This window comes from Vibrio qinghaiensis (assembly GCF_002257545.1).
In the GTDB taxonomy this organism is placed as follows: domain Bacteria; phylum Pseudomonadota; class Gammaproteobacteria; order Enterobacterales; family Vibrionaceae; genus Vibrio; species Vibrio ordalii.
The window spans coordinates 1,651,775-1,665,460 of record NZ_CP022741.1 but is presented as its reverse complement, the minus strand read 5'-3'; the positions used below and the strand labels follow the sequence as shown (position 1 = coordinate 1,665,460).

11 protein-coding genes are annotated in these 13,686 nt (G+C 43.6%); 6 read left to right on the top strand and 5 right to left on the bottom strand.

The annotated features are described in order from the left end of the window. Positions 1 to 13: 13 nt before the first annotated feature. Entirely contained in the window at positions 14 to 2,284 is a 2,271-nt protein-coding gene (clpA, locus tag CCZ37_RS07615) for an ATP-dependent Clp protease ATP-binding subunit ClpA (RefSeq protein ID WP_094500214.1), read from the top strand. A 142-nt stretch (positions 2,285 to 2,426) separates the two neighbouring features. Here clpA and infA read toward each other — a convergent pair whose 3' ends face one another. The 3 genes from infA to aat form a co-directional block, all read right to left on the bottom strand. Beyond that, complete coding sequence (gene infA, locus CCZ37_RS07610; RefSeq protein WP_006075347.1) at positions 2,427 to 2,645, bottom strand: translation initiation factor IF-1; 219 nt, start codon at positions 2,643 to 2,645, stop codon at positions 2,427 to 2,429. A gap of 81 nt (positions 2,646 to 2,726) precedes the next feature. Next, the gene (locus CCZ37_RS07605) at positions 2,727 to 3,425 is read right to left on the bottom strand and encodes an arginyltransferase (RefSeq protein ID WP_094500213.1); all 699 of its coding nucleotides are present in this window, start codon (positions 3,423 to 3,425) and stop codon (positions 2,727 to 2,729) included. A 2-nt stretch (positions 3,426 to 3,427) separates the two neighbouring features. Beyond that, a complete protein-coding gene (aat, locus tag CCZ37_RS07600; RefSeq protein ID WP_010320025.1) occupies positions 3,428 to 4,144 on the bottom strand; it encodes a leucyl/phenylalanyl-tRNA--protein transferase in 717 nt (238 codons plus the stop codon). A gap of 205 nt (positions 4,145 to 4,349) precedes the next feature. Between aat and aroA the strand changes: the two genes are divergently transcribed. After that, positions 4,350 to 5,630, top strand: a complete 1,281-nt coding sequence (aroA, locus tag CCZ37_RS07595; RefSeq protein ID WP_094500212.1) for a 3-phosphoshikimate 1-carboxyvinyltransferase — start codon at positions 4,350 to 4,352, stop codon at positions 5,628 to 5,630. Between the two features lie 59 nt (positions 5,631 to 5,689). Here the strand turns inward: aroA and CCZ37_RS07590 are convergent, their stop codons facing one another. Next, the gene (locus CCZ37_RS07590; RefSeq protein WP_010320023.1) at positions 5,690 to 5,941 is read right to left on the bottom strand and encodes a YciN family protein; all 252 of its coding nucleotides are present in this window, start codon (positions 5,939 to 5,941) and stop codon (positions 5,690 to 5,692) included. A 521-nt stretch (positions 5,942 to 6,462) separates the two neighbouring features. Here CCZ37_RS07590 and topA point away from each other — a divergent pair. The 4 genes from topA to CCZ37_RS07570 all read left to right on the top strand — a co-directional run bounded on the left by topA (position 6,463) and on the right by CCZ37_RS07570 (position 13,364). Continuing rightward, entirely contained in the window at positions 6,463 to 9,093 is a 2,631-nt protein-coding gene (gene topA, locus CCZ37_RS07585; protein ID WP_094500211.1) for a type I DNA topoisomerase, read from the top strand. Positions 9,094 to 9,750: 657 nt separating this feature from the next. Continuing rightward, positions 9,751 to 10,968, top strand: a complete 1,218-nt coding sequence (glgC, locus tag CCZ37_RS07580) for a glucose-1-phosphate adenylyltransferase (protein ID WP_094500210.1) — start codon at positions 9,751 to 9,753, stop codon at positions 10,966 to 10,968. Position 10,969: 1 nt separating this feature from the next. Beyond that, complete coding sequence (glgA, locus tag CCZ37_RS07575) at positions 10,970 to 12,424, top strand: glycogen synthase GlgA (RefSeq protein WP_094500209.1); 1,455 nt, start codon at positions 10,970 to 10,972, stop codon at positions 12,422 to 12,424. Between the two features lie 139 nt (positions 12,425 to 12,563). After that, a complete protein-coding gene (locus CCZ37_RS07570) occupies positions 12,564 to 13,364 on the top strand; it encodes an alpha/beta fold hydrolase (protein ID WP_010319448.1) in 801 nt (266 codons plus the stop codon). Here CCZ37_RS07570 and CCZ37_RS07565 read toward each other — a convergent pair. Continuing rightward, positions 13,361 to 13,675 carry a putative signal transducing protein gene (locus tag CCZ37_RS07565; RefSeq protein ID WP_010319449.1) on the bottom strand — a complete coding sequence of 105 codons (315 nt, stop codon included), beginning with the start codon at positions 13,673 to 13,675 and terminating at the stop codon, positions 13,361 to 13,363. The two genes, CCZ37_RS07570 and CCZ37_RS07565, sit on opposite strands and share 4 nt — an antisense overlap. Positions 13,676 to 13,686: the final 11 nt, after the last annotated feature.

The window sequence follows — 13,686 nt, the reverse complement described above, 5'->3', positions numbered from 1 at the left end:
TAAGGAGGTACTTATGCTTAATAAAGAACTAGAGTCGAGTCTAAACGGCGCGTTCGCTCGAGCGCGAGACAAAAGACATGAATTCATGACCGTCGAGCACCTCCTACTTGCGTTATTGGAAAATGATGCAGCCAGAGAGGCCTTATTAGCCTGCCAAGCGGATTTGGATGCCTTACGCCAAGAGCTTGATGTTTTTATTGATCAAACCACACCTCTTATTCCTGAAAGTGACGAAACACGTGAAACGCAACCTACATTGAGTTTTCAACGTGTGCTGCAACGTGCTGTGTTTCATGTGCAATCCTCTGGCCGCAATGAAGTCACCGGGGCGAATGTACTGGTTGCAATCTTTAGTGAGCAGGAGTCACATGCGGCTTACCTACTGAAAAAAAATGACATCAGTCGCTTAGATATCGTCAACTACATTTCGCACGGCATCACTAAAGCTTCCAGCGCAAGTGATAATTCAGCCTCTTCCGACTCTTTTAGCAGCGAATCAGCTGATGAAGTCAGTTCTGATGAACGTTTGGAAAGCTTTGCCAGCAACCTCAACCAATTGGCAAAGCAAGGGTTGATTGATCCGCTAATTGGGCGTGATAAAGAGCTAGAACGAACCATTCAAGTGTTGTGTCGTCGCCGTAAAAATAATCCGCTGTTAGTGGGAGAAGCGGGAGTCGGTAAAACGGCGATTGCGGAAGGGCTGGCGTGGCGCATTGTGGAAGGCCAAGTGCCTGAAATAATTCAAAATAGCGTTATTTATTCACTGGATATCGGCTCATTGCTCGCCGGAACCAAGTACCGTGGCGATTTTGAAAAGCGTTTTAAAACCATTTTGAAACAGCTTGAAAAAGAGCAAGACGCGATTCTATTTATTGATGAAATTCATACCATCATCGGTGCGGGTGCGGCTTCTGGTGGCCAAGTTGATGCGGCTAACTTAATCAAACCGCTGCTTAGTAGTGGCAAATTGCGTTGCCTCGGTTCAACAACTTATCAAGAGTACAACAACATCTTTGAAAAAGAGCGCGCGCTGGCTCGCCGTTTTCAAAAAATCGATGTGGTTGAGCCATCGTTGGATGACACCACTAAGATACTTATGGGCCTGAAAACAAAATATGAAGCGCACCATGATGTACGTTACACCAATAAAGCGTTACGTGCGGCCGTAGAGCTTTCGGCAAAATACATCAATGAACGTCATTTGCCAGATAAAGCGATTGATGTGATTGATGAAGCGGGTGCGCGTTCAAGGTTGGCACCTGCAAGTCGCCGCAAGAAAACCGTTGGAGTGGCCGATATTGAAGCGATGGTTGCTAAAATGGCGCGTATTCCAGAAAAATCGGTCTCTTCTTCCGATAAAGACATTTTGCAACACCTTGATAGAAAAATGAAAATGTTGGTATTTGGACAAGATGACGCTATCGATGTATTGAGTGAGGCGATCAAACTCTCACGCGCTGGCTTAGGTGCCGATAATAAACCGGTGGGATCATTCTTGTTTGCTGGCCCAACGGGTGTGGGTAAAACGGAAGTGACCGTTCAGTTATCGAAGCTACTTGGCATTGAGCTGCTGCGTTTTGATATGTCTGAGTATGGTGAACGTCACTCGGTGAGTCGTTTAATTGGTGCTCCTCCTGGTTATGTTGGGTATGACCAAGGTGGCTTGCTAACTGATGCGGTAATCAAACATCCACATTCAGTGGTGCTACTTGATGAGATTGAGAAAGCGCACCCTGATATTTTCAACTTGTTACTTCAAGTCATGGATAACGGCACTTTAACCGATAACAATGGGCGAAAAGCAGATTTTCGTAACATCATTTTGGTGATGACAACCAACGCAGGTGTTGCAGAGACAGTGAAAAAATCGATTGGTCTTATCCAACAAGACAACAGTTTCGATGCGATGTCAGAGATTAAAAAAGTATTCACACCCGAATTTCGTAACCGTTTAGATAACATCATCTGGTTTAATCGTTTGGATGAGCGTGTTATCCATCAAGTGGTTGATAAGTTTATTGTTGAACTACAAGTTCAACTTGATGCGAGAGGGGTATCGTTAGAGGTTTCGGAGGATGCTCGTCATTGGTTGGCTGTGAAAGGCTACGACATTGAGATGGGCGCTCGTCCGATGGGCCGCGTGATTCAGGATAAGCTGAAAAAACCATTAGCGAATGAGTTGTTGTTCGGCTCGCTGGTCGATGGTGGCACAGTGAAAGTGGATTTAGATGGCGAAGAGCTTAAGTTTAAGTACATTGGTTCTCGTGAGGAAGCGGTTCACTAATCGGTAATCCCGATGCTTATCACCTAATAACAAAAGCACGCTGAGGCGTGCTTTCTTCTATGCATTGCATTTAATCCAGTTCTATAAGCAACAAAAAACGGAGCATTTAGCTCCGTTTTTTGTTGCGTTCGAAAATCAGAGATTAACGAGCACGGAAGACGATGCGGCCTTTAGTTAGGTCGTATGGAGTCATCTCTACAGTTACTTTGTCACCAGTAAGAATACGAATGTAGTTCTTACGCATTTTACCAGAGATGTGAGCTGTTACTACGTGGCCGTTTTCTAGCTCAACACGGAACATTGTGTTTGGAAGAGTATCAAGGACAGTGCCTTGCATCTCAATTACGTCTTCTTTAGCCATTTAATCCTCTTTAGAAACTTGGCGATTTTTAACGGACGCATTCTGCCGCTAAAAGATAAATATGTAAAGTTGGGGCGTATTCTACCCTTGCCAACGTTGATTTACTAGCTTTTGATGGCGCTCAAAGCGTACTTTGTAGTTCATTGCTGGGCATTCATCAATTTGATAACCCAAATATAACCATTGTTTCTGTGTGGCTTGGCAATATTGCAGTTGAAATAAAACGCCCAGTGTCCCGAGTGACAGATCTGACCCTGGATCATAAAAGGTATAAAAGGCGCTGGCACTGTTTTGTAAAATATCCGTCACCGCAATCGCGACCAGTTGTCCGTTTTGATAAATATGCAGGTATTGAGTCTCTAGCCAACGACAAGCGGAAAAGGTTGCAAACTCCTGCTCGTTGGGAGGGTACATGCTGCCCTCTTTATGTCGCGCTTCAATATAGCGGGCATAGAGTGCAAACCAACCCGAATCCATGCTCGGTTTCAACTGCCACTGAAAAGCGTGTGCCTTTTTGAGTAACCGCTTTTGGCTGGTTGATAGCTTGACTTGGTCAACAAAAACACGCAATGCTTGGCAGGAGTTGCAATTGTCACAGTGAGGTTTGTAAATGGTATCCCCACTGCGTCGAAAACCATTTGCGAGCAGAATTTCATAATTCTCAGGCGATTGCATGGCGGAGTCTAAAGTCACAGCGACACGTTCTTGCCTATCTTTTAAATAGCTACAAGGGTGGTTATTGGTTAAACCGATGCGTATTTGCTGTAAATCTGAGCTCATGGTTATCCTTCATTAGGCAAGGTGATCCACTGGGGTTTAAAGCAGCGCTCATCGACAGAGCTATCCCTAAAAGATAGCAAGGATTTGAGAAAATCGTCGCGCTCTAATTCGAAAGCTCCCAATGATGCCAGATGCGGATTCATCACCTGACAATCAATCAACTGTCCACCGTGTGATTGAAAATGCTGGCAAAAATACCAAAGCGCAATTTTTGATGCATTGGCTTTGGTACTAAACATCGACTCACCGCAAAACATTTGGCCCATTTGTATGCCATAGAGCCCGCCGATCAATTTATCTTCCTGCCACACCTCAACCGAATGACAACGGCCAGAAGCCGCAAGGGCGAGGTAGGCGCTGCGCATCTCTTCATTTAACCAAGTTTGATCTGCGGGTCTTACGTTGGCGCAACTTGTAATTACCTCTTTAGTTGCATGGTTAAGGCTTATTTTATATTGATGTTTTCGCTGGAATTTTTTAACGCTTTTAGCTGGAGAAAAAGTTTGTGGGTTAAACACAGCTCGCGGAGCGGGGCTCCACCAAAGAATCGGCTCTTGTGGGCCATACCAAGGAAAAATTCCGTGTCGATAAGCATTATAAATACGTTCTGGCTGTAAATCTCCACCAAACGCGAGCAGTCCATTTGGCTCTTTTAGCGCCTCATCAGCGGAAGGAAAAGAGAAATCATCAAGCGCAAGTTGAGGAAGGTAAATAGTCATGTTCGATCCGATCTGGGTTAACCATCAAGATAAGGCCACGGAATGAGGATAGTAGGGATTTTTCAATAGTTTGCCAATCATTACTATCAGGCCATATTTGTACTGGAGTTCGCTTTTATTTTTAGATAGGCTGCAAGTACGAAGAATTTTCATTTTCCCAGAGCAAACAGGAGCTCTTTGGAAGATGCAAGGAAACACAACTCGAATGGAAAGCCTCACGTTACAACCAATAAAAAAAATTAATGGGCAAGTCAATTTACCCGGTTCCAAAAGTGTCTCAAACCGAGCGCTACTGCTTGCCGCTCTGGCAAGTGGTACGACCAAGCTAACGAACTTGTTAGACAGTGACGACATTCGCCACATGCTCAACGCACTAGCAAAACTTGGCGTGGAGTATCGTTTGTCAGACGACAAAACGGTGTGTGAGATAAAAGGCTTGGGTCGGCCTTTTAGCATCGAGCAATCCGTTGAGCTGTTTTTAGGTAATGCAGGGACGGCAATGCGTCCACTTGCGGCAGCATTAGTCCTTGGGCAGGGTGAGTTCATTTTGACTGGTGAGCCGAGGATGAAAGAGCGTCCAATCGGTCATCTCGTTACGGCGTTACGTGAAGCGGGCGCTGATATTGAGTACCTGGAAAATCAAGACTTCCCGCCGTTAAAAATTACGGCAACGGGCCTTAAAGCTGGAACCGTGGCGATTGACGGTTCAATCTCGAGTCAATTTTTGACCGCTTTTTTAATGGCTGCGCCACTGTCTGATGGTGAAATGACGATCAACATCATTGGTGACTTGGTCTCTAAGCCCTACATTGATATCACGTTGCACATCATGGCGCAGTTTGGTGTAAAAGTGATCAACCATAACTACACTCAATTTGTGATCCCAGCTGGGCAATCGTATGTTTCTCCTGGGCAGTTCTTGGTGGAAGGAGATGCATCCTCTGCTTCTTACTTCCTCGCGGCGGCGGCTATCAAAGGTGGCGAAGTAAAAGTTACTGGTATTGGTAAAAACAGTATCCAAGGGGATATTCAATTTGCCGATGCGCTAGAAAAAATGGGCGCAGTCATCGAATGGGGGAATGATTATGTCATCGCTCGTCGTGGAGAGCTTAATGCGGTTGATCTCGATTTTAATCACATTCCTGATGCAGCTATGACCATTGCGACGACCGCATTATTTGCCAAAGGCACCACAGCCATTCGCAACGTATATAATTGGCGTGTTAAAGAAACCGATCGTTTAGCCGCAATGGCGACGGAGCTGCGTAAAGTGGGTGCAGAGGTTGAGGAAGGGGATGATTACATTATCATTACACCACCAACGTCATTACAGCATGCGGCAATCGACACTTATGACGATCATCGAATGGCGATGTGTTTTTCGCTGGTTGCACTGAGCGATACCGCAGTGACGATTAATGATCCTAAATGTACCTCGAAAACGTTTCCTGATTATTTTGAACAGCTTGCACAACTAAGCCACTAGGCATTGAGCGTTTAAACCCAATAATGAAAAGCCTCGAATGAGGCTTTTTTCATCAAGAATTACGATTGAACGAGAGTGAATTGCTTTGATAAATGCAAGGCAAGGTACTTGAACATGTTAAATACCGCAGTGGTATTAGGTGTTGGCAGCCCCCTGTCGTCTAAAAAGTAGTTGCCTTTAAAAACTAATACATCCTCTTTCTCTTCAACGCTATCGGCGCGCATGCCAACCATATAAGCGTCATGTTCTTGAATGATTTGGTTTGCAATAAGTAACAAATCAAATTCAGTAATAGATTGTTTTTCGCTCATCTTTTTACGGTCCTATGAGTAGATGTGCGAGGATAGTGCCGTAAAAGGGTAGGTAATTTCAATGATTTCAAATAGAATTCGGCGCAAAATTCGATGAAGTGGATTCTCAAGCTTTGACCAAAGAGAGAAGTCATGTCTAAGCTTAATCAAGAAAGCCGATTTCTTATGCAATGAGAATGTGTGACTTACGGCATATTTCATTGGATTTATTTCGCGAACTGATAATACTCACTTTAGTATGAGCGCCAAAGCAGGTTTAGTAGAGTGCTGCAGCAATGAAAGTCAAGCTCACAAGCATCACAGGACTCGATTTTAAACTTCTCAATTTAAGTTTGAAGGCTGGCCGAAAATAGGTTACTGAGCTCTGGTTGCATTTTGACCAATTATTGAGTGGTTGAATTTTATTTTTAAAAAACATGTTGATCTTCTTGTTAACTGGCTCGATAGTAAAAAAAGAAGCAATAATTTAGAACGTCATGCGATTTACTTTCGCGTAATGATTAAGGGCATTTGAGTCAATTATGGGTAAATCACTCGTTATAGTGGAATCGCCAGCCAAGGCTAAAACGATCAATAAATATCTTGGTAAAGATTTTATTGTGAAGTCGAGCGTAGGGCATGTTCGTGATCTTCCAACCGCAGGTCAAAGTACCACTAAAAAAGCAACGCCTAGTTCTTCTTCAAAGAACCTTAGCGCGGAAGAGAAAGCACGCTTGAAAAGCGAGAAAGACCGCAGTTCGTTAATTAAGAAGATGGGTATCGACCCTTATCACGGTTGGGATGCGAATTACCAAATTTTGCCGGGTAAAGAAAAAGTAGTGGCGGAATTGCAAAAGTTTGCCAAAGATGCTGATTGCATTTATCTCGCAACCGATTTGGACCGCGAAGGAGAGGCCATCGCTTGGCACCTTCGTGAGATCATCGGTGGCGATGAACAGCGATACAAACGAGTTGTATTTAACGAAATTACTAAAAATGCAATCCAACAAGCCTTCCAAACACCGGGTGAATTGAATATCGACGGTGTAAACGCCCAACAAGCGCGCCGTTTCATGGACCGTGTGGTGGGTTTTATGGTCTCTCCATTACTTTGGAAAAAAGTGGCGCGTGGCTTGTCTGCGGGCCGCGTCCAATCGGTGGCGGTGAAATTACTTGTTGAGCGTGAGCGTGAAATTAACGCGTTTGTCCCTGAAGAGTTCTGGGATATCCATGCTGATACGAAAACGCAAGATAAAACGGATTTCCGTCTGTTGGTCGCGCAAAAAAATGATGTAGCGTTTAAGCCTGTCAACGAAGCGGAAGCTAAATCAGCGGTTTCGATTTTAGAAAAAGCTTCTTACGAAGTGTGTAAACGTGAAGACCGCCCAACCAGTAGTAAACCTTCCGCTCCTTTTATCACCTCGACGTTACAGCAAGCAGCCAGTACTCGCTTGGGTTACGGAGTGAAGAAAACGATGATGCTAGCTCAGCGCTTGTATGAGGCGGGTTACATCACTTATATGCGTACCGATTCAACCAACTTGAGTGCTGAAGCGGTCGAAGCGGTTCGCAGCTATATTGGTAGTGAGTTTGGACAAGCCTACTTACCTGAGAATCCGTTAGCTTATGGAAGTAAGCAGGGCGCTCAAGAAGCGCACGAAGCGATTCGTCCATCCAGTGTGGATGTGAAAGCCGATGATTTACAAGGTATGGAAGCGGATGCTCATAAGCTATACGCGCTAATCTGGAATCAGTTTGTTGCTTGCCAAATGACTCCAGCTCAATACGATTCGACCACTGTGAGCGTGAAAGCGGCAGAATTTACCCTTAAGGCGAAAGGTCGCATCCTTAAATTTGATGGTTGGACACGAGTTCAACGTCCAATGGGTAAGAATGAAGACCAAATTTTACCTCCAGTGAAAGTGGGCGAAACGTTGTTATTGCAAACGTTAGATCCAAAACAACATTTCACTAAGCCACCGGCACGTTATACGGAAGCTGCGTTGGTAAAAGAGCTTGAAAAGCGTGGTATCGGCCGACCATCGACGTATGCTTCTATCATCTCTACCATTCAAGATCGCGGCTATGTGAAAGTGGATCAGCGACGTTTTTATGCTGAGAAAATGGGTGAAATCGTCACCGATCGTCTGGATGACAGTTTCAATGACTTGATGAACTATGACTTCACCGCGCGAATGGAAGAAAAGCTGGACCAAATTGCAGCAGGATCTGCAAATTGGAAAGGAGTCTTGGACGATTTCTTTAAAGATTTCACTGCAGATTTAGAAACGGCTGAACTGGATGAAGAACAAGGTGGTATGAAACCCAACCACATCGTGATGACCGACATTCAATGTCCGACATGTTCACGTCCAATGGGAATTCGTACAGCCTCTACAGGGGTGTTCCTCGGTTGTTCTGGTTATGCACTGCCGCCTAAAGAGCGTTGTAAAACCACCATTAACCTAGGTGACGAAGAAGGCGTCATCAATGTCTTGGAAGAAGATGTTGAAACGGCTGCACTGCGCGCTAAAAAGCGTTGTCCTATCTGTGAAACGGCGATGGATGCGTACCTAATCGATGACACACGTAAAATGCATGTGTGCGGGAACAATCCGAACTGCGAAGGTTACGTTGTAGAATTCGGTGAGTTTAAAGTTAAAGGCTATGATGGCCCAGTTGTCGAGTGTGACAAGTGTGGGTCAAACATGGTACTGAAAAATGGCCGTTTTGGTAAGTACATGGATTGCACCAGCGATGACTGTAAAAATACGCGTAAGATCTTAAGAAGCGGCGAAGTTGCTCCACCAAAAGAAGATCCTATCCATTTCCCTGAATTGCCTTGTGAAAACTCGGATGCGTATTTTGTACTGCGTGATGGCGCTTCAGGCCTGTTTCTTGCGGCGAGCAATTTCCCGAAATCTCGCGAGACACGTGCGCCATTGGTTGAAGAATTGGCTCGTTTCAAAGAGCGCCTAGCACCAAAGTATCAATACTTAGCTGATGCGCCTACACATGATCCTGATGGTGTGGCTGCGGTTGTACGCTTTAGTCGTAAGTCAAAAGAACACTATGTACGCACTGAGATAGACGGTAAACCCTCAGGTTGGACGGCGTTGTACGATAATGGGCGGTGGGAAATTACCGATAAGCGTAAAAACGCTAAAAAATAGCCTTTAATGTGATCAATGCGAAAAGGTAGCCTTCGGGCTACTTTTTTTTGGCTGGAGTTTGAGCAAGTTCAACTATTCATACTATTCATGGAGAATGTGTCGCCAATATTTTGACATTCCATGTGTAAGGCAGTATTGATTAACTATCCGTGAGCGGGCGGGGGTGTCGGATGTTCAGAGTCTTGTGCGCAGGAGATAGCCCTATTGCACCAGCATGTTGTGAATTGTTCAGTCGGTTCAACAACTAAAATGGAGCTATTTGGTGTAATTAATACTTATGTCTTTAACCTAATAAACATAGCGTCATAAATTCGTTGTATTTTTAATAAAAAGAGAGTGTATATAAAATTAAGAATGCATCAATCAGGTGAATAAAAATGATTAGTTAATACATTGTTATGTTTATATGCTACACCGAGCTGTAAATGTGAGCTAGGTTAGGAGTTAGCAAACTAAAGGGCTCAGACAAGTCAGAACAGCGTATTTAAAATTGTATTATTTCTTTAATTCGATAACGTATAAACAACCCATTGCATTTAGGGTGGTGAGGGAGTTTCATACAGCCCACTGCAAGTGGTCAATAAGGATAGCATCCATACATCCCCTGTAAATTAAGGCATGGAATGCAAATATAAGAATGAAATAAGGAGAATTAAAATGGCTGGTGTTTTAGGTATGATCCTCGCTGGTGGCGAAGGCTCTCGCTTGATGCCTCTAACGGAATCGCGTAGTAAGCCTGCTGTGCCATTTGGTGGCAGTTATCGTTTAATCGATTTTGCTTTGAATAATTTTGTAAATGCGGATCTGATGCGCATCTATGTACTGACACAATTTAAATCTCAATCTCTATATTTACACATGAAGAAAGGTTGGAACCTTTCGGGCATCACCGATCGGTTTATCGACTCAATCCCTGCACAGATGCGTGATGGCAAGCGCTGGTATGAAGGCACTGCAGACGCTATTTATCAAAATATCCGCTTTATTGAACTCTCTACCCCCGACCAAGTATGTATTTTTGGCTCTGATCATATCTATAAAATGGATATCCGCCAGATGCTCGATTTCCATAAACGTGTAGACGCAAAACTGACCGTTTCTGCGCTGAGAATGCCATTGAAAGAAGCGTCTCAGTTTGGTGTAATTGAAGTTGATGAAGCTGGAAAAATGGTCGGCTTTGAAGAAAAACCTTGTAACCCCAAAGCGATCCCTGGGCACCCAGACCTTGCACTTGTTTCTATGGGTAACTACATATTTGATACAGATAAGCTCTGTGCAGAACTGCGTCGTGATGCTGAGGATAATCAATCCAGCCATGATTTTGGCAAAGATATTATCCCTAAACTTTTCCCGGAAGGAGAGGTTTATGTCTATGATTTTTCAACCAATAAAATTAAAGGCGAAAAAGACACAACTTACTGGCGTGATGTTGGTACGATTGAGGCCTATTGGGCAGCGCACATGGATCTATTAGAGCATGATGCCGATTTTTCGTTGTATAACCGTAGCTGGCCTCTGCATACTTATTATCCACCATTACCACCTGCAACCTTTGTTGATTCACACGATCGTAAAGTACAGATCACAGACAGCTTAATCTCTGGTGGAAGCTATATTCAAGGTGCGAAGATTTACAAATCTGTACTAGGTTACCGCAGTAACATTGGAGCCAACACTTTAGTGAGTGAATCTGTGATCTTAGGTGATGTTAAAATCGGTGAAGGGTGCACAATTAAGCGTGCGATTATTGATAAAAACGTCGAAATAGCACCTGGTACCATGATTGGTGAAGATTTAGAACTTGATAGACAACGTTTCCATGTTTCTGATGAGGGCATCGTTGTTATCGCAAAAGGAACAAAAGTTGGATTCTAGAATGGAAAAAATCGATGTTTGGTTTACCGTTTCAGAAGCTCAAGGTTTGATCAAAAGTGGTGGTTTGGCTGATGTGGCCAAAGCACTGCCTAAAGCACTGCAAGAGTTAGGTCATCAGATAGCTATTGTGCTACCGGCTTATCGTTCTATCTCGGGCATCTCTGATGCCCCTATCGTGCTTGAAACTGAGCTTACTCATTGGCCGCATACCTCTTATTCGGTTCGTCAAATGGAACTTGATGGAGTCCTTGTTTACCTAATTGAATGTGAACAATATTTTGGCCGAGCACAAATGTATGGCGAGAATAACCAAGCGTACGCTGATAATGGCGAGCGTTTTGGTTTCTTTTCAGCAGCTAGCCTAGATGTTTTACCTAAGCTCGGTAAAAAACCAAAGATTATCCATGCAAATGATTGGCATACAGGGTTGGTTCCATTTTTGTTGAAAACGCGTTACCAGCATGACGCTTATTTTTCTGATATGAAAAGCGTATTGACTGTTCACAACGCGATTTTTAAAGGTATTTTTTCTTATCATCAATTAGAGATCATCCCAGAATTGAACTTATCTGGCATGGAATTTTTACGCTACGGACACGATCACGTCAGTATGCTCAGAGCCGGAATTGCCTTTGCTGACAAAATCAATGCCGTTAGCCCTAATTATGCTTCCGAGCTGCTAACACCGCTTGGCTCTCATGGGTTGGTAGATGATTTTGTTCACCGAACTAGAGATTTGCACGGCATCGTTAATGGGTGTGATTATAGTGAGTGGAATCCACAAAACGATCAATTTCTTCCTCTTTGCTACAACGATGAGGCTGAGTCACTTCAAGCGGGTAAGCGGGCGAGTAAGCGCATGCTGCAAGAAGAGCTGCAATTACCTCAGCGCGAAGTGCCTTTGTTCGGGATGGTCTGCAGACTCACTCATCAAAAAGGTTTTCATTATATATTACCTATACTTGAGTCTTTCTTACGCAATGATGTCCAACTGATTATTGTTGGTACAGGAGAGCCAGAAGTTGCTGCTCAGCTAAACAGAATAGCGGCGAAGCATACTGACAAATTTGCATTTGTTGAAGCTTATAGCAACCGTTTTGCACATTTGGTTGAAGCTGGTTCTGATTTCTTCTTAATGCCCTCCGAATTTGAAGCTTGCGGTTTGAATCAGATCTACAGTATGGCCTATGGCACGCTGCCCATCGTTCGTGAAGTCGGTGGTTTAAAAGACACCGTACGTGATTATGATAAATTTCCTCAAGAGGCAACAGGGTTTGGGTTTCATGAACCTTCTCCTGAAGCACTGTTAATTGCGATGCAACGAGCGGTATTGTTTTATTTACAGCATCCTGATGTTATGTTGGAAGTTCAGCAAAGAGCAATGCGGCAAGATTTTAACTGGCAGGATTCAGCGAAAGAGTATATTAAGATGTATCATCTGGCGATTCATGGCTGATGTTTTATAATAAATAAGGCGCTTCGGCGCCTTATTTGTTAACTGTGCAGCCTAATAGACCCGTGCGTTTTTTCACTCTTAACAGCGAGTTTTGTGGTAGTCTTAAACTTCTTAAATTGAAGATGATTAACGGTTTTGTATGTCTCATAGCTTACTTTTCCATAAAACTTACCTCCATGCTACCAGTGATGAATGGGTTGTCTTTGTGCATGGTGCAGGGGGAAGTTCATCTATCTGGTTTAAGCAAATCAAGGCCTATCGTGAGCATTTCAACTTGTTACTGGTTGATTTACGAGGTCACGGAAAGTCAAATCAACTGTTTCAAGAGTTGATGGCAAATCGTTACACATTTAAATCGGTCACTCTTGATATTCTCAAAGTGCTCGATCATTTGAAAATTCACTCTGCCCATTTTGTTGGAATGTCACTTGGTACTATTATCGTGCGTAACCTTGCTGAAATGGCAGCAGGACGAGTTCGTTCAATGGTTCTTGGTGGCGCTGTAACCCGTTTGAATGTGCGCTCTCAGGTGCTCGTAAAGTTAGGCAATTTGAGTAAACACATTATTCCTTACATGTGGCTTTATCGTCTGTTTGCTTACATTGTGATGCCACAACGCAACCAAAAAGAGTCGCGGCATCTTTTTATTCGAGAAGCGAAGAAGTTGTGCCAAAAAGAGTTTAAACGCTGGTTTATGCTGACATCAGAAGTCAATCCTCTGATGAAATGCTTCAAAGAGAAAGAGCTGCATATTCCTACACTTTATCTTATGGGGCAGCGTGACTACATGTTCATTCAGCCTGTTAAAGAGATGGTGGCAACGCATACACAAAGCATGCTACTAGAGATCCCAGATTGCGGTCACGTGTGCAACGTTGAACAATCTGAGATGTTTAACCACCATTCAATTGAGTTCATACGCCAGCATCAGAGCCGTTAGTTTGAATCTAAACAACCGCAGTACCAGCAGGCTGCAAACTGCGGCTCGTTTTCTTCACTACACTGTTTACAAATCCAATACGTTTTTTCGCTTATTTCTTCGCTCTGATAAGCCATTAGTCGTACTTGAGCATCGGCTATTTGGGTTTCATCTAATAGCCATACATATGGCAAAGTTTCTTCTGTAAAAGGCAACTCTCCACTTAAACCGTATAAATTTTCACCTTTCACTTCACAGTGGATGTTGAATTGCTGTAAATACTGGCAAACGATGTAGGCTTCTATCGGATGGCTTGAAACGAAAATCTTCATTGCCATTCACT

Bases quoted from the DNA above. Each gene is read 5' to 3' on its own strand.
- clpA (WP_094500214.1), top strand. From the start codon at position 14: ATGCTTAATAAAGAACTAGAGTCGAGTCTAAACGGCGCGTTCGCTCGA.
- infA (WP_006075347.1), bottom strand. From the start codon at position 2,645: ATGGCTAAAGAAGACGTAATTGAGATGCAAGGCACTGTCCTTGATACT.
- CCZ37_RS07605 (WP_094500213.1), bottom strand. From the start codon at position 3,425: ATGAGCTCAGATTTACAGCAAATACGCATCGGTTTAACCAATAACCAC.
- aat (WP_010320025.1), bottom strand. From the start codon at position 4,144: ATGACTATTTACCTTCCTCAACTTGCGCTTGATGATTTCTCTTTTCCT.
- aroA (WP_094500212.1), top strand. From the start codon at position 4,350: ATGGAAAGCCTCACGTTACAACCAATAAAAAAAATTAATGGGCAAGTC.
- CCZ37_RS07590 (WP_010320023.1), bottom strand. From the start codon at position 5,941: ATGAGCGAAAAACAATCTATTACTGAATTTGATTTGTTACTTATTGCA.
- topA (WP_094500211.1), top strand. From the start codon at position 6,463: ATGGGTAAATCACTCGTTATAGTGGAATCGCCAGCCAAGGCTAAAACG.
- glgC (WP_094500210.1), top strand. From the start codon at position 9,751: ATGGCTGGTGTTTTAGGTATGATCCTCGCTGGTGGCGAAGGCTCTCGC.
- glgA (WP_094500209.1), top strand. From the start codon at position 10,970: ATGGAAAAAATCGATGTTTGGTTTACCGTTTCAGAAGCTCAAGGTTTG.
- CCZ37_RS07570 (WP_010319448.1), top strand. From the start codon at position 12,564: ATGTCTCATAGCTTACTTTTCCATAAAACTTACCTCCATGCTACCAGT.
- CCZ37_RS07565 (WP_010319449.1), bottom strand. From the start codon at position 13,675: ATGAAGATTTTCGTTTCAAGCCATCCGATAGAAGCCTACATCGTTTGC.